The organism is Verrucosispora sp. WMMD1129 (assembly GCF_029581255.1).
GTDB classification, from domain to species: Bacteria; Actinomycetota; Actinomycetes; order Mycobacteriales; family Micromonosporaceae; genus Micromonospora; species Micromonospora sediminimaris.
In genome coordinates this window covers 5,119,594-5,135,855 of record NZ_CP120741.1, presented here as the reverse complement: position 1 = coordinate 5,135,855, position 16,262 = coordinate 5,119,594, and the positions used below count along the sequence as shown (strand labels likewise).

Genomic DNA, 16,262 nt, shown 5'->3' with positions numbered 1-16,262 from the left:
CATGGAATTCCGACACCTGGGCCGCTCCGGCCTCATGGTCAGTGAGATCTCGTACGGCAACTGGATCACCCACGGTTCGCAGGTCGAGGAGGAAGCGGCGTTCGCCTGCGTGCGAGCCGCCCTCGACGCCGGCATCACCACCTTCGACACCGCCGACGTGTACGCCGGCACCCGCGCCGAGGACGTTCTCGGCCGGGCGCTTCAGCAGGAGCGGCGCGAGGGTCTGGAGATCTTCACCAAGGTGTACTGGCCCACCGGGCCGGGCCGCAACGACCGGGGTCTGTCCCGGAAGCACATCATGGAGTCGATCAACGGATCGCTGCGCCGGCTGCGTACCGACTACGTGGACCTCTACCAGGCCCACCGGTACGACTACAGCACCCCGCTGGAGGAGACGATGGAGGCGTTCGCCGACGTCGTGCACTCCGGCAAGGCGCACTACATCGGCGTCTCCGAGTGGAAGGCATCGCAGATCCGCGAGGCGCACGGCCTCGCCCGGGAGCTGCGCATCCCGCTGGTGTCCAGCCAGCCGCAGTACTCGATGCTCTGGCGGGTCATCGAGAGCGAGGTCATCCCCACCAGCGAAGAGCTGGGCCTCGGGCAGATCGTCTGGTCGCCGATGGCCCAGGGCGTGCTCTCCGGCAAGTACCTTCCCGGCCAGCCGCCGCCGTCCGGTTCCCGGGCCACCGACGAGAAGTCCGGCGCGGGCTTCATCGCGAAGTGGCTGACCGACGACGTGCTGACCCGGGTGCAGCAGCTCAAGCCGCTGGCCGACCAGGCCGGGCTGACCATGCCCCAGCTGGCCATCGCCTGGGTGCTGCAGAACCCCAACGTGTCCTCGGCCATCATCGGGGCGTCGCGCCCCGAGCAGGTGCACGACAACGTCAAGGCGGCCGGCGTGAAGCTCGACGCCGGCCTGCTCAAGGCGATCGACGAGATCGTCGACCCGGTCACCGAGCGGGACCCGGCGCGCACCGAGTCGCCGGCCGAACGGCCCTGACCCCACCCGGCCCGGCCGGCGTACCGCACGTCGGCCGGGCGGACGGGCCGCCCGAGCCTGCTCAGCCCTGCCAGAAGCGGATCAGGTCCAGACCGGTCGCGTACAGCCAGGGCGGCAGGCCGAGCGCGTCGCCGACGGCGAAGACGGCGGTGAAGAACCAGCCGCCGATCGTCGGGTTCCACAGCAACGCGAAGAGCAGGATGAACCCGTACGGCGCGAACAGGTCGTACATCCGCCGGTACTGCGGCGTCAGCCACGGCTGGATCATGTTGCCGCCGTCCAGGCCGGGCACCGGCAGCAGGTTGAGCAGGCTGGCGGTGACCTGCAGGAAGGCCAGCAGGGCCACCGCCGCCCAGAACTCCACCGGCCCACCGCCGCCCGCACCGAGCCGCAGCACCACCACCAGCACGAGCGCGAACAGCACGTTGGTGGCGGGCCCGGCGAGACTGACCAGGGTGTGCCGTAACCGCCCCGGAATGACGTGCCGGTCGACCCAGACGGCACCACCGGGCAGGCCGATCCCGCCGAGGAGTACCACCACCACCGGCAGCGCGATGGACAGCAACGGGTGGCTGTACTTCAACGGGTTCAACGTCAGGTAGCCGCGGTGGGCCACCCCCCGGTCACCGCTGCGGTACGCGACCACGGCGTGGGCGTACTCGTGCAGGCACAACGAGACCAGCCAGCCGCAGACGACGAAGCCGAACACGGTGAGCCGGACGTTGCCGATCCCGTGCCAGGTCAATACGGCGCTGGTCACCAGCAGGGCGACCAGCGCCAGGAAGACCGGGCTGGGTCGGAAGGCCGCCCGGGGCACCCCGAGCACCAACGGCTCGGAGTCCCTGGGTGTCATCACTCGGCCACGGGCTGCAGGCTCATCCGGTACTCCACCCGATCGTCTTCCAGGAGCGCGACCGAGGTGACGCCGGACGCCGCGAGTTCCCGCCAGGTCTGACCGATCCAGGACTCGGCATCCGCCTGGCTGCCGAACGACTCGGCCGGCCCGTCGACCGACTCGCCGTTCGCGCCCTCGTACCGCCAGCTCCACGCCATGTGCGCGTCTCCCCTCGCCGCTGCTGCCCCCATGGGACGGACCTCCGCCAGCGTAGTCGTACCGCACGGCCGACGACCGGGCCACGGGCGTCGATCGGCGGCCGGTACCGTGGCCCGGTGCTGACTCAAGGGGGCGTGCTCAGCGGACGGTACCGGCTGGGCGAGCGGGTGGCGACCGGTGGGATGGGCGCGGTCTGGCGGGCGACGGACCTGCTGCTGGGCCGCGAGGTGGCGGTGAAGGTGCTGTTGCCGGCGTTGACCGTCGAACCCGAGTTCACCACCCGCTTCCGGGCCGAGGCACGGATGCTTGCCGCGCTGCGGCACCCCGGGGTGGTCGCGGTGCACGACGTCGGCCAGGCCACACTCGCCGACGGCAGCCGGGTGGACTACCTGGTGATGGAGTACGTCGAGGGCGAGCCGTTGAGCGCCCGGTTGCGCCGGCTGGGCCGACTGGACCCGGCCACCACCATGTCCGTCGTGGCCCAGACCGCCGAGGCGCTGCACACCGCCCACCTCGCCGGCATCGTGCACCGGGACGTGAAACCCGGCAACCTCCTGGTCAAGGCGGACGGCCAGGTGGTGCTTGTGGACTTCGGCATCGCCCGCTCCGGCACCACGGCCGGGATCACCGCCGCCCACACGGTGCTCGGCACCGCCTCGTTCATGTCCCCCGAGCAGGCCGGCGGCCAGCCGATCTCCGGGCTGAGCGACATCTACGCGCTCGGTGCCGTGGCGTACCTCTGCCTCGCCGGCCGACCTCCGTTCGTCGGGGACAACCCGCTCGACGTGGCCCTGCGGCGACTGCGGGAAGAGCCACCGCCGCTCCCGCCGGACGTTCCCCCGCCGGTGGCCGAACTGGTGTTCAGAGCCATGGCCAGGCAGCCCGGCGACCGGCACGCCAGCGCGGCGGACCTGGCCGCCGCTGCCCGCTCCAGCGCGCCGGAGCAGGCCCCACCTCCCGGGCCGAGCGGCTTCGCGGTGCCGCCGCCGGCTGCGCATCCGGGGCAGGGTGGCCTGGCCATGGCCGCGCCGGTCGGGGCCGGATCCGGTACCGGGGCGGTCACCGTGGCGAGCGCCCCGACACGTCCGGACGGTGGCCGGCGGTTCGGCGCACCCGCCATGGTGACCGCGGTGGCCGGTGTCGTGATCGTCGCCGCGGCGGGGGTGGCGCTCGCAGTGGTGTCGCAGCCGGACGCCGAAGGCACCGGCCCTCCGGTTGCCGCGTCCGCGCCGGACGCGGCGGGACTGGTGACCGCCGGCGAGACCGGCGCGCAGGGCACGGGTGAGCGGTCGGCGAGCCGGTCACCGACAGCCTCCGTACCGGCGACGAAGGGCTCGTCGCCGGCACCGGGGCGCGACGACGCCGGGGCGGTCACCCCGCAACCGACCCGTTCCGCTTCGCCTTCGCCCCGGCCGAGCGCCACACCCAGCAGCGGCGAGCGGGCGAACCCCTACACCGCCACCCAGGCGTGCGGCAGCGGCTACCGGCTGATCAACTCGGCGCCGTTGACCGCGGACGGTCGCCGGCAGGCCACCGTCCACCTGCTCTACCACGCGGGCACCGGCTCGAACTGCGTGGTGACGCTGAAGGAGAGCGCGGTCGGCGCGCAGACGGCGGTCTCGGCCTTCCTGGAGGTTCGCGGACGCGGGCGGTCCACCGACGACGGCTCGTTCCGCTACTACGCCGGCCCGGTGCGGGCCGAGGCGGCCGGCACCTGCGTCAAGTGGGGCGGTTCCGCCGGTGGCGCCAGCTACAGCAGCCCCTTCGAGCACTGCGACTGAGCCTGCCGTGGCCGGGTATGTGCTTCGGGAACCCGACGCACAGGAGGCGACAATGACGACACCGATCCCGCAGATGGACACGGCGGAACTGCGCGACATCGCGGTGCGCGGCGGAATCGAAGGGGCGCGGGAGATGGACCGGAACGAACTGATCGACGCCCTGCAGGCCCGCCCCGGTGAGGGTGCCTGGCAGGAGGATCCGAAGCCGGCGAACGTCAACCCCAACGACTTCCGGTACCAGGCCCCCGAGCGACACTGACCGCGTCGCGGGGCGGCGGTACGGTGGCGCACCTGCGGTGCCCCGGTCACCCCGCTGGACGTAAGGTACGCAGCATGTCCCAAGACGGGTGGAACACGCTTCTGGTCCTCGGTGGCATCCGGTCCGGCAAGTCGGAGTTCGCCGAGTCCCTGGTAGCCGACGCGCCCACGGTCCGCTACCTGGCCACTGCCGCCGACCCGGGTGACGACCCTGAGTGGGCCGCGCGACTCGCCGCGCACCGCGCCCGCCGGCCCGAGACCTGGAGCACGGAGGAGACCGCGACCGACCCGCGTCGTCTCGCGGACGTGATCTCCAACGCCCGGCCGGAGGAGACGCTGCTCGTCGACGACCTCGGTGGCTGGGTGACCGTGCTGCTCGACCCGGCTCACCAGCCGGCCGACGACACCGCCACCGTCGACGAGCTGGCCGCGGCCGTGCGGTCCTGCGCCGCCCGGCTGGTGCTGGTCAGTCCCGAGGTCGGGCTCTCCCTGGTACCCACCACACCGCTGGGCCGGGCCTTCACCGACGCCCTCGGCGCGGTCAACCGCGCCGTCGCCGACGCCTGCGACACGGTGGTCCTGGTGGTCGCCGGTCAGCCGTGCTGGTTGAAGCCCGCCGTCGTCCAGCCCGCCGTCGGCCACCCCACCCAGGCCGACTCGGCGACGGCCACTCCCGCCCCGATTGCTGCGACGGTGTCCGCCCAGAACGGCCCGACCGCCGCCACGGTGCCCGCACAGGCCGGTCCGACCGGCCAGTCGCCCGTCGGCCCCGATGGTCCGCCGCTGCCCGGCTCACCGCCAGTGACCACCCCGCAGGTGCCCGCCGAAACCAACTCCGACGTTGGCGGCACCGGCTGGACCGCGCCCACCATGGCGCTCCCGGCGGCCGCGACCGGCCTGGTCATCCAGCCCGGCATGGAACTGCCCATGCCCGACGAGTACACCGGACCGCAGGCCGTCGAGCGGCTGGCGGGCCTGGACGTGCCGGGCACCGGGCTCGGTGCGCTGGAGCAGGTGATCTCGTTCGCCGCCGCCACCCAGGGCACCCCCACCCCCACGCCGTGGCGGTCGGTGCGGGTGCTGGTGGTGCACGGCGACCACGCCGGCGGGGTCGCCGCCGGCACGGTGACCGGTGAATCGGACCGGCGGGCCGAGCAGGCCCGGGCCGGTCAGGGTGTGCTCGCCCGGCTGGCCGCCGAGAGCGGCGCGAGCCTCCAGGTGGTGGACGCGCCCGCCGCCGCACCCATCGAGCACGGCCCGGCGCTCGACCCCGAGCAGGTGGACTCGGCCCTGCGCTACGGCTGGCGGCTGGCCGAGGAGGCGGCGGATGCCGGCGTACAGCTGCTGGTGCTGGCCGCGTGCGGGGCCGGCGCGGAGGCCACGGCCGCGGCGGTGCTGGCCGCGACCGCCGGCGCCGAACCGCCCGCAGTGCTCGCCCGGGTGGTCACCTCGGGTGGCGAGATCGACGACGTGGCCTGGATGGCCCGCTGCGCCGCGGTCCGCGACGCCCTGCACCGCACCCGTCGTTCCTCCCGGGACGCCGCGAACGTGCTCGCCGAGCTGGGCGGCGGGGACATCGCCGTCGCCACCGGCATCCTGCTGGGTGCGACCGCCCGCCGGCTGCCGGTGCTGCTGGACGGGCCGGTCGGGGTGGCCTCCGCGCTGATCAGTCGGGACCTGGCCGGGCAGGCCCGGCACTGGTGCCTGCTGGCCGACGACGGCGGGCATCCGGCCGTCCGGCTGGCCGCCGACGTGCTCGGCCTGGACCCGTTGACCCAGCTGCGGCTCGACCTCGGCGAGGGGGCGAACGCGCTCACCCTGCTGCCGCTGCTGCGCTCGGCGCTGGCGCTGTCCGCCGCGCTGCCGGCCCGCCCCGAGGGCGACGACAGCGAGGGCGGCGAGGTGGACCCCGTCGAGGAGGCGGAGCCCGACTTCCACGAGCCGGAACCCGAGGGGCCCGGCCCGACCACCACCACGCCGGCCGCCGAGCCGGCGGAGACCTCCGCCGCACGTGCCGGCTGAGCCCCGGCTCGGCGACGGGGCGCGGCTGGCACTGACCACCCTCACCATCCTGCCGCTGCGCGTCGGCCGGATCGACCGGGCCACCGCCGGTACGGCGATGACGCTCGCCCCGGCGGTCGGCCTGCTGCTCGGGGTGCCGCTGGCCGGCGTACTGCTGCTGCTGGACGCCGGCACCGCGCCGCTGGTCGCCGCCGGGGTGACCGTCGCGGTGGCCGCCCTGCTCACCCGGGGGCTGCACCTGGACGGGCTGGCCGACACCGTGGACGCGCTCGGGTCGTACCGGAGCGGACCGGCCGCTCTGGAGATCATGAAGAAGCCCGACGTGGGGCCCTTCGGCGTGGTCGCTCTGGTCCTCGTCCTGCTGGTGCAGGCCGCGGCGCTGGCCGAGCTGGCCGGTCGGTCCCGTCCGGCGGTGTTCGCGGCCGTGCTGACGGCCACCGCCGCGGGGCGGCTCGGAGTCACGCTGGCCTGCCGCCGTGGAGTGCCGGCGGCGCGTCCCGAAGGGCTGGGTGCGCTGGTCGCCGGCAGCGTCGGACCGATGGCGCTGGGCGTCGCCACCGCCGCCGTCGCGCTGCTGGCGATCGCGGCGGTGCCGCACCGGCCGTGGCAGGGCCCGCTGGCCGTCCTGGCGGCGCTCGCCGTCGCGGCCGGGCTGCTGCGACACGTGGTACGCCGGCTCGGCGGGATCACCGGAGACGTGCTCGGTGCCGTCGTCGAGCTGGTCACCACGCTCGTCTACCTGGGTCTGGTGCTGTCCGCCTGAGTCGATGGCCCGGCGCCGGGTAGCGTACCTGCGACGACAGCACCGGCGCGGCCACCCGGGGGACGACATGCTCATCACCGACGACTTCCTGCCCGTTCCGGTCCCGGAGTCGCTCAGCGCGACCTACCTGGTGCCGACGGTGGGGCTGCCGTCGGTGACCGCCCGCACGGCCGTCGGGAAGTTGGCCGGCCGCCTCGCCGAACCGGTGTACGGGCTGGCCCGGCAGATGCTGGACAGTCCGCTGATGAGCGTCGACATCCGGCCGGTCGGCGAGTTTCCCGAGCTGCCGCCGGACCTGCTCACCGCCTTCGGGGCCAGCGAGGCGCAGCTGGACCGGCTCGCCGCGGCGACCCACCTGGTGGTGGTGCAGGCGGAGTACCGGCCGGGTTGGCCGCCCGCCCACGAGTGGGCCGCCCGGGCGGTGGCCGCGGCGGTCGCCGAGGCAGTGGGTGGCGACGTGGTGGACGTCTTCGGCCTGCAGTTCCTGGACCCGGCCGCGGCGCTGCGCTCGCTGCCCGACGCGCAGGGTCGGGTCCGGCTGGTCGACTGGGTGCTGGTGCCCTACTCGTCGGACGCCGAGGGGCTCTGGTTCACCACCAAGGGACTGCGCCGCTTCGGCCTGCTGGAGTTGCAGACCCAGGGGGTACCCGACCATCTCACCCGGGCCTGGGGCGCGGTGATGACCGGTGCCGCCCGACGCCTGCTGCGGGACTGGACCGACGGGCTGGCCGGCGACGACGTCCCGGCGTTCGTCCAGCTACCGGTGCTGGCCACGGTGACCGGGCACGACATCGCGGTGGCGTACGGCAATCCGGAGCAGCACGGGGCGACCGCGCCGGTGCTGCTGCGCCTGGAGCTGGACCCGGCCACCGACCCGGACGCCGACTCCTTCCTCAGCCTGCGCCCGCCGGCCGGCCATCCCGGTCCGGCCGGCCGCTACTTCGCCAACGCCTGCGCCATCCTCTTCTCCGGGATCCAACCCGACGTGCGGTACGCCCGCACCGGTGACGCGATGAGCCGGGCGATCGCCACCGCCCGCGCCGGGCTGGCGGACATCCGGGCCCGGTTCCGCGACGGTCAGCTGCCACCGGAGACGCAGCTGGTGGTCAAGTACGGGCTGCCGGGCGACGACGGCCCCGAGTACGTCTGGGCCGGCGTGACGGACTGGGACACCCCGGACCGGATCGTCGGGGCCAGCGCCAGCGACGCCAACACCGACCCCACCGTACGAATCGGCTCCCCCGTCGTGGTGGAGGTCGCCGACATCGTCGACTGGGCCGTCCTCGGCACCAGCGGCGTCATCGAGGGCGGCTGGACCCAAGCCGTCCTAGACGCCGGCCAACCCCCCACCCCCTGACCTTCGCGTTGATCAAGAAGTTTACGTCAGGTTCCGTGCTGCACGGCGACGCAAACTTCTTGATCAACGCGGTTCTGCCGGGGTGGGTGGGTGGGTGGGTGGGGGTTATTTGACGGAGGGGTGGATGAAGGGGGGGCGGGTTAGGTGGGCGGGGGTGCGGCGGTTGCGGATGTCCACGTGCAGCTCGGCGCCGTCGGGCAGGGCGGGGGCGGTGTCGATCAGGGCGAGGGCGATGCCCTGCTTCAGCGTGGGGCTGAAGGTGCCGCTGGTGACGGTGCCGACCCGGGTGTCGCCCGCGTACACGGGCATGCCGGGGCGGGGAATGCCGCGCTCGACGGCGACCAGGCCGCGCAGCGTACGCGCCGGACCGGCGGCCTTCTCCGCGACCAACACGTCGCGGCCCCAGAAGGCCGGCTTGTCCCAGCCGACCGCCCAACCGGAGCGGGCCTGCACCGGCGTGATCTCCAGCGAGAGATCCTGCCCGTGCAGTGGGTACCCCATCTCGGTGCGCAGCGTGTCCCGGGCGGCCAGCCCGCACGCCTGCGGCGCCGGCTCGGCGGCGAACAACGCGTCCCACACCGCGACCGCGTCGCCGGCCGGGACCACCAACTCGTAGCCCAGTTCGCCGGTGTAGCCGGTACGGCACACGGTCAGCTCGACGGGGCCGAGCGTCGCCCGGGTGAAACTCATGTACCCGTGCTCGGTGGGGAGACCCAGATCGCTCAGCAGTTCCGCCGACCGGGGCCCCTGCACTGCCAGTACGGCGTACCCCTCGTGTTCGTCGGTGATGGTGACCTGCGGCGGCCCGGCGGCGCGCAGCCGGCGTGCCACCTCGGCGCTGTTCGCCGCGTTCGGGATGAGGAAGACGTGGTCGTCGGCGTGCAGGTAGGCGATGATGTCGTCCACCACCCCACCGGTCGCCTCGTCGCAGCAGAGGGTGTACTGCGCCCGGCCCGGCCCGATGCGGCCCAGGTCGTTGCTGAGGCAGGTGTTGACGAACTCCGCCGCCCCCGGCCCGGTCACCCGCACCTTGCCCAGGTGTGACACGTCGAACACGCCGACATCGGTACGCACCGCGGTGTGCTCGCGCAACACCCCGCCGCCGGCGTACTCCAGGGGCATCTCCCAGCCGCCGAACGGAGCGAACTTGGCGCCGAGCGCGGTGTGCCGGCCGGCCAGCGGAGAACGACGCAGCCGGGTCGCGGCGGCGTCGGTGGTCACCTCGGTCATGGGTGGCAACTTACCGGGACGCACCGGGCTGGTTAGCATCGGCGGGACCGCCGGATGACCCGGCGGGGCAGCAATGACGTCCGGCGGGTAATCATCCGTCGGGGAACTCCATCGCCGGTACGCCACCACGCGACCGGCCCGGCCCGCCCGGGAGCAGCCTCCGTGACATCGCCCAGCACCACCCTGAGCCTGGTCGACACCGACCCCGCCGAGCTCGCCGTCGACGCGATCGTGATCGGCGTGCACAGTACGACCGGCGAGCAGGACGCCACCAGCGGCCTCGCCGGCACCCTGCTGCTCGCCAGCGGCGCCGAGAGCATCGCCGCCGCCTTCGACGGCAAGCTGACCGAGACGCTGGCACTGCTCGGCGCGACCGGCGGCCCGGGTGAGGTGATCAAGTTGGCGACGCTGGGCACCGTCAGCGCGCCGGTGCTCGCCGCCGTCGGCCTCGGCCCGGAGCCCAGTGGTGCGGCACCCGCCCCGGAGACGCTGCGCCGGGCGGCGGGCGGCGCCGTGCGTGCCCTGGCCGGCGCGGCCCGCGTGGCGATGACGCTGCCGCTGCCGGACGACGCCGACGCCGCCGACGCGCTGCGCGCGGTCGCCGAGGGCGCGCTGCTGGGCGGTTACCGTTTCGCCGGGTACAAGACCCGTCCGCAGCCGACCCGCCGCGAGCCGGTCGCCGAGGTGCTGGTGGCCGTACCGGACGCGGCGGACGCGGCAGCACAGGCCGAGGTGGTCCGGGCCCAGACGGTGGCCGGCGCGGTCCGACGTACCCGCGACTGGGTCAACATCGCCCCGAACGAGCTGCGCCCGCCGGCCTTCGCCGACGCGGTCGCCGAGGCGGGTCGGGCGGCCGGTCTCGACGTCGAGGTGCTCGACGAGGTCGCTCTGCGCGAGGGCGGGTACGGCGGCATCATCGCCGTCGGTCAGGGCTCGGAGGCCCCACCGCGACTGGTCAAGCTGACCTACACCCCGGACGGTGGCGGCACCGGTAAGCGGGTCGCCCTGGTCGGCAAGGGCATCACCTTCGACACCGGTGGCATCTCGATCAAGCCGGCCCAGGGCATGTGGGAGATGAAGTCCGACATGGCCGGGGCGGCGGCGGTGGCGGCCACCATGCTGGCGGTGGCCGAGCTGAAGCCGTCCGTGGCGGTGACCGGTTACGTGCCGATGGCGGAGAACATGCCGTCCGGGACCTCGTACCGGCCCGGCGATGTGGTCACCATGTTCAACGGCAAGAAGGTGGAGGTGCTCAACACCGACGCCGAGGGCCGGATGATCCTCGGTGACGCGATGGCCCGGGCCTGCGCCGACGGCTGCGACTACCTGTTCGAGACCTCCACCCTGACCGGCGGTCAGGTCGTCTCGCTGGGCAAGCGGATCTCCGGCGTGATGGGTACCGCCGAGCTGTGCGAGCGGGTCCGCGGTGCCGGTGACGCGGTCGGCGAGCCCGCCTGGCCGATGCCGCTGCCGGACGACGTGCGCAAGGGCATGGACTCCGACGTCGCCGACATCTCGCAGGTGAACGCGGGCATGGACCGGGCCGGTCACATGCTCCAGGGCGGGGTCTTCCTGCGTGAGTTCGTCACCGACGACGTCGCCTGGGCGCACATCGACATCGCCGGCCCCTCGTACCACGCAGGCGAGGCGACCGGCTACTGGACCAAGGGCGGCACCGGCGTCCCGGTCCGCACCCTGCTGCACCTGATCGACGACGTGGCCGCCAACGGCTGAGCCCCGCGCGGGCTGCGCAGGTTTCGATCAGTTTCGGGGAAGTTGTTGTGTCCACGCGCCGGGAGGCAGCAACTTCCCCGAAACTGCTGCCTCCCCGGCGCGGGCGCGGGGCGCGGGAGCGGGTCAGTACTGCTCGGGGCGGCGTTTGCGGCGCTCGTTGTAGTCGCGCATGCGTTGGGGGTAGCCCATCAGCGCCACGTCGTAGATCGGGATGCTCAGCCGGTACGCGAACCGCCGCGCGCCGTCCGGCCCGTCGATCCGGCGTCGGGTCCACTCGCCGTCGTCGGCGATGAGGATCACCGTGGTTTCGGTGACTGTGGTACGCGGTTCGATGTACGCCTCGACGCCCTTACGGGTACGGACGAAGTTCTCAAGGTGCTCCAGATCGGCACGATTGGCCGTACGGTCAGGGTCAGCCGCGCGTGGTCGCTTGCTTCGCCGGAACAGTCCCACCGAGCCGTCTCCCCAGTCGTGGCGTATCGAAGGCAGAGCCAAGGGTACGTGGCGGCAACGTGTCGTTGGGCACCTCGGTACGCGGGTGCGACGCGGTGGTGACAAGATGGCCGAGGTGGGGTGTGTCCGTGTTACCCCGCCGTGACCCCCGATGCAGCGAAGCGACCTGGGAGTTGGACGTGAGCGAGCCGAACGACGCAACCTTCGACATCGTCATCCTCGGAGGTGGTAGCGGCGGTTACGCGACCGCACTGCGCGCCACCCAGTTGGGCCTTTCCGTGGCACTGGTCGAGAAGGGCAAGCTCGGCGGCACCTGCCTGCACAACGGCTGCATCCCGACCAAGGCGCTGCTGCACGCGGCCGAGATCGCCGACCAGACCCGCGAGTCGGAGCAGTTCGGTATCAAGGCCGAGCTGGTCGGCATCGACATGGCGGGGGTCAACTCGTACAAGGACGGCGTGATCTCGCGGCTCTACAAGGGCCTGCAGGGCATGCTCAAGGGCAACAAGTCGATCACGATCGTGGAGGGGCACGGCAAGCTTGTCGCCCCGAACGCGGTCGAGGTGGACGGCAAGCGGTACACCGGCCGCAACGTGGTGCTGGCCTCCGGGTCGTACGCCAAGAGCCTGCCGGGCCTGGAGATCGACGGCGAGCGGGTCATCACCAGCGACCACGCCCTGACCCTGGACCGGGTCCCCGCCTCGGCGATCGTGCTCGGCGGCGGCGTGATCGGCGTCGAGTTCGCCAGCGTGTGGAAGTCCTTCGGAGTGGACGTGACGATCGTCGAGGCGCTGCCCCGGCTGGTCGCCGCCGAGGACGAGGAGTCGTCGAAGGCGCTGGAGCGGGCCTTCCGCAAGCGGAAGATCAACTTTAAGGTCGGCAAGCCGTTCGAGAAGGTCGAGAAGACCGACAACGGCGTGAAGGTGACAATCGCCGGCGGCGACACCGTCGAGGCCGAGCTGCTGCTGGTCGCGGTCGGCCGGGGCCCGAACACCGCCGACCTCGGCTACGAGGAGCAGGGCGTGAAGATGGACCGGGGCTACGTGCTGACCGACGAGCGGCTGCGCACGAACGTGCCGAACGTCTACGCCGTGGGCGACATCGTGCCCGGTCTCCAGCTCGCCCATCGCGGTTTCCAGCAGGGCATCTTCGTCGCCGAGGAGATCGCCGGCCAGAACCCGGCGGTGATCGACGAGGCGGGCATCCCCCGGGTCACCTACAGCGACCCGGAGCTGGCGTCGGTCGGGCTCACCGAGGCGAAGGCCAAGGAGCAGTACGGCGCTGACAAGGTCAAGACCTACAACTACAACCTCGGCGGCAACGGCAAGAGCCAGATCCTCAAGACGGCCGGCTTCGTGAAGCTGGTGCGGGTCGAGGACGGTCCGGTGGTCGGCGTGCACATGGTCGGCGCGCGGGTCGGCGAGCTGGTCGGCGAGGCGCAGCTGATCTACAACTGGGAGGCGTACCCGGGCGAGGTGGCGCAGCTCGTGCACGCCCACCCGACGCAGAACGAGGCCCTGGGCGAAGCGCACCTCGCGCTCGCCGGCAAGCCGCTGCACGCGCACGCCTGACCACGACGTACCCGCGGCGTCCGGCGACGGGCGACGCTCCCCCCACCAGGGAAATGAAGGAGTCTGGAGAACATGCCGGTATCGGTCACCATGCCCCGGCTCGGCGAGAGCGTCACCGAGGGCACCGTCACGCGCTGGCTCAAGCAGGAGGGCGACACCGTCGAGGTCGACGAGCCGCTGCTCGAGGTTTCCACCGACAAGGTCGACACCGAGATCCCGTCCCCGGCGGCCGGGGTGCTGACCCGGATCGTGGTGGGCGAGGACGAGACGGCCGAGGTCGGCAGCGAGCTGGCGGTGATCTCCGGCGAGGGCGAGTCGGCCGGCGGCGGAGCCGCCCCGAAGCAGCAGGAGGCCCCCGCCGAGCAGGCCGCCGAGGCTGCGGCGGAGCCGGAGGCCGAGGCGGAGCAGCCCGCCGTCGAGGAGCCGGCCGAGCAGCCGGCGCAGGCGGCCCCGGCGCCGTCGGGCGAGGGCACTCCGGTGCAGATGCCGGCACTGGGCGAGAGCGTGACCGAGGGTACGGTCACCCGCTGGCTCAAGCAGGTCGGCGAGACCGTCGAGGTCGACGAGCCGCTGCTGGAGGTCTCCACCGACAAGGTCGACACGGAGATTCCCTCGCCGGTCGCCGGTACCGTCCTGGAGATCAAGGTCGCCGAGGACGAGACCGCAGAGGTCGGCGCGACCCTGGCCGTGGTTGGTGCCGCCGGTGCCGCGCCGGCCGAGGCGAAGCCGGAGCCGAAGCCCGCGGCGGAGGCGAAGCCCGAGCCGGAGCCCGAGGCGAAGCCGGAGCCGCAGGTCTCCGAGCCGACGCCCGGCATGTCGTACAACGAGCCGGCCGCCGAGGCCGAGACCGCGCAGGAGCCGGTCAAGGCCGAGCAGGCGGCGCAACCGCCGGCCGCGGCCCCGCAGCGCGCGGCGGCCCCGTCCAACGGCGGCGAGCAGGCAGCCGGTTACGTGACCCCGCTGGTACGCAAGCTGGCCAGCGAGCACAACGTGGACCTCGCCTCGGTCAATGGCACAGGTGTCGGCGGTCGGATCCGCAAGCAGGACGTGCTGGAAGCGGCCGAGAAGGCCAAGGCGGCCAAGGCCGCGCCGGCACCGGCGGCAGCACAGCCGGCGGCGGGCGCACCGGCCAAGCCGGCCGCCAAGCCGCAGCCGAGCGCCAAGCGGGGCACCACCGAGAAGCTGCCGCGCATTCGCGCTGCCATCGCCAAGCGGATGCTCTCGTCGCTGCACGAGATGGCGCAGCTCACCACGGTGGTCGAGGTGGACGTCACGAAGGTCGCCAAGCTGCGGGCGCAGGCCAAGGAGTCGTTCCAGCAGCGGCACGGTGTCAAGCTGTCGTTCCTGCCGTTCTTCGCTCTCGCGGCCATCGAGGCGCTTCAGGCGTACCCGATCGTCAACGCCAGCATGGACCTGGACGGCGGGACGATCACCTACCCGGACGCCGAGAACCTCGGCATCGCGGTGGACACCGAGCGGGGCCTGCTGGTGCCGGTCATCCACAACGCCGGTGACCTCAACCTGGGCGGTATCGCCAAGCGGGTCGCCGACCTGGCCGAGCGGACCCGGACCAACAAGATCAGCCCGGACGAGATCGCCGGTGCGACCTTCACGCTGACCAACACCGGCAGCCGGGGCGCTCTCTTCGACACCCCGATCGTGCCGTCGCCGCAGTCGGCGATGCTGGGTACGGGTGCCGTGGTCAAGCGTCCGGTAGTGGTGAACGACCCGGATCTGGGCGAGGTCATCGCGGTACGCCAGATGGTCTACCTGGCCCTGTCCTACGATCACCGGCTGATCGACGGTGCCGACGCGGCCCGGTTCCTGACCGCGGTCAAGGAGCGCCTGGAGGCCGGCAACTTCGAAGCCGAACTGGGCCTGTAACCCCCAGCGCACCAGCAGGGCGCCCCGGTCCACCGGACCGGGGCGCCCTGCTGTCTGCCCTTCCCTACCCGTACCCCGACCCCGCCCGCCCCCTGTTGATCAGGAGGTTAGCGGCGTTGTTGATTGGGTGCTGAGGTTCCAGAGGCGGTGGGCGGCTTCGGGGTCGAGGGCGTAGTCGGCCACGCCGGTGCGAGTGCCGGGCTGGTTGGGGCCGGCCTGTTGGCAGTCCTCGAAGTAGCGGCCGCCGACCCCGTCGAGCAGCGGTGAGGTGGCCACCAGGACCGAGGTGGCGGCCCCCTGCTCCGGGTTCTTCCAGGATGGCGTGGCCGGCCCGCTCTGGGCGCGCATCCGAGCCAGGTCGTCCTCGGTCACGTAGCGCTGGAGGTTGGTACGGATCGCGCCGGGGTGCAGCGCGTTGACCAGGATGCCGTCGTCGGCCCAGCGCCGGCTCGCCTCGACCGCGAAGAGGATGTTGGCGGTCTTGGACTGCCCGTACGCGGCCCACGGCTCGTAGGCCCGGCGCTCGAAGTTGATGTCGTCGAAGACGACAGGTGAGCGCAGGTGCGCCGCCGAACTGACCGAGACGATCCGGGCGCCCTGCGCGGCGGCGAGGGCCGGGTGGAGCCCGGTGGCGAGCGCGAAGTGCCCCAGGTGGTTGGTGGCGAACTGCATCTCCCAGCCCTGCGGGGTACGCATCTCCGGCGAGGCCATCATGCCGGCGTTGTTGACCAGGATGTGCAGCGGGCCGTCCCAGTTCGCCACGAAGGCGGCCACCGAGGCCGGGTCGGCCAGGTCGAGCGGGGCCACGGTGACCCGGTCGTTGCCGGTCGTACCGATGATTTCCGCTGCCGCCCGGTCGCCCTGCTCGGGCTTGCGGACGGCGAGGGTGACGTCGGCTCCGGCGGACGCGAGCGCCCGGGCGGTCTCCACGCCGATGCCCGACCCGCCGCCGGTGACGACGACCCGGCGCCCGGTGAGGTCGATGCCGGCGACGACCTCCAGCGCGGTGGACGCCGCGGTGAACGGGGTGCTGACAGGTGTGCCGATGGTCATGATCCATCCTTGTCTCAGATGTGCGGCGGGTCGGTCCGCCGCTACGATGAGAAGCGGAGGCTCCTCCGTTACCGCCAGGCTAACCGGAGGTTCCTCCGTTTG

14 protein-coding genes are annotated in these 16,262 nt (G+C 72.9%); 9 read left to right on the top strand and 5 right to left on the bottom strand.

Annotation, left to right across the window (positions count from 1 at the left end; all coding sequences use genetic code 11):
- Position 1 precedes the first annotated feature (1 nt).
- Positions 2-1,000, top strand: coding sequence for an aldo/keto reductase family protein (locus tag O7624_RS24030; protein ID WP_093401229.1), 999 nt, complete (start codon positions 2-4; stop codon positions 998-1,000).
- 61 nt (positions 1,001-1,061) lie between these two features.
- On the opposite strand, the gene O7624_RS24025 is transcribed toward O7624_RS24030, so the two are convergent.
- Positions 1,062-1,853: a site-2 protease family protein gene (locus O7624_RS24025; RefSeq protein ID WP_282237361.1), complete on the bottom strand. Its 792-nt coding sequence runs from the start codon at positions 1,851-1,853 to the stop codon at positions 1,062-1,064.
- Positions 1,853-2,053 carry a hypothetical protein gene (locus O7624_RS24020; RefSeq protein WP_093401231.1) on the bottom strand — a complete coding sequence of 67 codons (201 nt, stop codon included), beginning with the start codon at positions 2,051-2,053 and terminating at the stop codon, positions 1,853-1,855. Before O7624_RS24020 ends, O7624_RS24025 begins: the two co-directional genes overlap by 1 nt.
- A 117-nt stretch (positions 2,054-2,170) precedes the next feature.
- On the opposite strand from O7624_RS24020, the gene O7624_RS24015 reads away from it, so the two are divergent.
- The 5 genes from O7624_RS24015 (at position 2,171) to O7624_RS23995 (ending at position 8,235) form a co-directional block, all read left to right on the top strand.
- A complete protein-coding gene (locus O7624_RS24015; RefSeq protein WP_282237360.1) occupies positions 2,171-3,835 on the top strand; it encodes a serine/threonine protein kinase in 1,665 nt (554 codons plus the stop codon).
- A 52-nt stretch (positions 3,836-3,887) separates the two neighbouring features.
- Entirely contained in the window at positions 3,888-4,094 is a 207-nt protein-coding gene (locus O7624_RS24010) for a hypothetical protein (protein ID WP_093401233.1), read from the top strand.
- 74 nt (positions 4,095-4,168) lie between these two features.
- Positions 4,169-6,115, top strand: coding sequence for a bifunctional adenosylcobinamide kinase/adenosylcobinamide-phosphate guanylyltransferase (locus O7624_RS24005; protein ID WP_282237359.1), 1,947 nt, complete (start codon positions 4,169-4,171; stop codon positions 6,113-6,115).
- A complete protein-coding gene (locus O7624_RS24000; protein ID WP_282237358.1) occupies positions 6,105-6,878 on the top strand; it encodes an adenosylcobinamide-GDP ribazoletransferase in 774 nt (257 codons plus the stop codon). Before O7624_RS24005 ends, O7624_RS24000 begins: the two co-directional genes overlap by 11 nt.
- A 67-nt stretch (positions 6,879-6,945) precedes the next feature.
- Positions 6,946-8,235, top strand: coding sequence for a DUF2314 domain-containing protein (locus O7624_RS23995; protein ID WP_282237357.1), 1,290 nt, complete (start codon positions 6,946-6,948; stop codon positions 8,233-8,235).
- Between the two features lie 105 nt (positions 8,236-8,340).
- Here O7624_RS23995 and gcvT read toward each other — a convergent pair whose 3' ends face one another.
- Positions 8,341-9,465 (bottom strand): glycine cleavage system aminomethyltransferase GcvT, encoded by a 1,125-nt coding sequence (gcvT, locus tag O7624_RS23990; RefSeq protein WP_282237356.1) that lies wholly within the window; start codon positions 9,463-9,465, stop codon positions 8,341-8,343.
- Between the two features lie 162 nt (positions 9,466-9,627).
- Here gcvT and O7624_RS23985 point away from each other — a divergent pair, with 162 nt between their 5' ends.
- Positions 9,628-11,199, top strand: a complete 1,572-nt coding sequence (locus O7624_RS23985) for a leucyl aminopeptidase (protein ID WP_282237355.1) — start codon at positions 9,628-9,630, stop codon at positions 11,197-11,199.
- Positions 11,200-11,322: 123 nt separating this feature from the next.
- On the opposite strand, the gene O7624_RS23980 is transcribed toward O7624_RS23985, so the two are convergent.
- On the bottom strand, positions 11,323-11,652 hold the full coding sequence (locus O7624_RS23980; protein ID WP_093401239.1) for a hypothetical protein: 330 nt from the start codon (positions 11,650-11,652) through the stop codon (positions 11,323-11,325).
- A gap of 179 nt (positions 11,653-11,831) precedes the next feature.
- On the opposite strand from O7624_RS23980, the gene lpdA reads away from it, so the two are divergent.
- Both lpdA and sucB read left to right on the top strand, forming a co-directional pair.
- The gene (gene lpdA / locus O7624_RS23975; protein ID WP_282237354.1) at positions 11,832-13,223 is read left to right on the top strand and encodes a dihydrolipoyl dehydrogenase; all 1,392 of its coding nucleotides are present in this window, start codon (positions 11,832-11,834) and stop codon (positions 13,221-13,223) included.
- A 72-nt stretch (positions 13,224-13,295) separates the two neighbouring features.
- Positions 13,296-15,107: a 2-oxoglutarate dehydrogenase, E2 component, dihydrolipoamide succinyltransferase gene (gene sucB / locus O7624_RS23970; protein ID WP_093401241.1), complete on the top strand. Its 1,812-nt coding sequence runs from the start codon at positions 13,296-13,298 to the stop codon at positions 15,105-15,107.
- Between the two features lie 99 nt (positions 15,108-15,206).
- Here the strand turns inward: sucB and O7624_RS23965 are convergent, their stop codons facing one another.
- The gene (locus O7624_RS23965) at positions 15,207-16,160 is read right to left on the bottom strand and encodes an SDR family NAD(P)-dependent oxidoreductase (protein WP_282237353.1); all 954 of its coding nucleotides are present in this window, start codon (positions 16,158-16,160) and stop codon (positions 15,207-15,209) included.
- Positions 16,161-16,262: the final 102 nt, after the last annotated feature.

Bases quoted from the DNA above. Each gene is read 5' to 3' on its own strand.
- O7624_RS24030 (WP_093401229.1), top strand. From the start codon at position 2: ATGGAATTCCGACACCTGGGCCGCTCCGGCCTCATGGTCAGTGAGATC.
- O7624_RS24025 (WP_282237361.1), bottom strand. From the start codon at position 1,853: ATGACACCCAGGGACTCCGAGCCGTTGGTGCTCGGGGTGCCCCGGGCG.
- O7624_RS24020 (WP_093401231.1), bottom strand. From the start codon at position 2,053: ATGGCGTGGAGCTGGCGGTACGAGGGCGCGAACGGCGAGTCGGTCGAC.
- O7624_RS24010 (WP_093401233.1), top strand. From the start codon at position 3,888: ATGACGACACCGATCCCGCAGATGGACACGGCGGAACTGCGCGACATC.
- O7624_RS24005 (WP_282237359.1), top strand. From the start codon at position 4,169: ATGTCCCAAGACGGGTGGAACACGCTTCTGGTCCTCGGTGGCATCCGG.
- O7624_RS23995 (WP_282237357.1), top strand. From the start codon at position 6,946: ATGCTCATCACCGACGACTTCCTGCCCGTTCCGGTCCCGGAGTCGCTC.
- gcvT (WP_282237356.1), bottom strand. From the start codon at position 9,465: ATGACCGAGGTGACCACCGACGCCGCCGCGACCCGGCTGCGTCGTTCT.
- sucB (WP_093401241.1), top strand. From the start codon at position 13,296: ATGCCGGTATCGGTCACCATGCCCCGGCTCGGCGAGAGCGTCACCGAG.
- O7624_RS23965 (WP_282237353.1), bottom strand. From the start codon at position 16,160: ATGACCATCGGCACACCTGTCAGCACCCCGTTCACCGCGGCGTCCACC.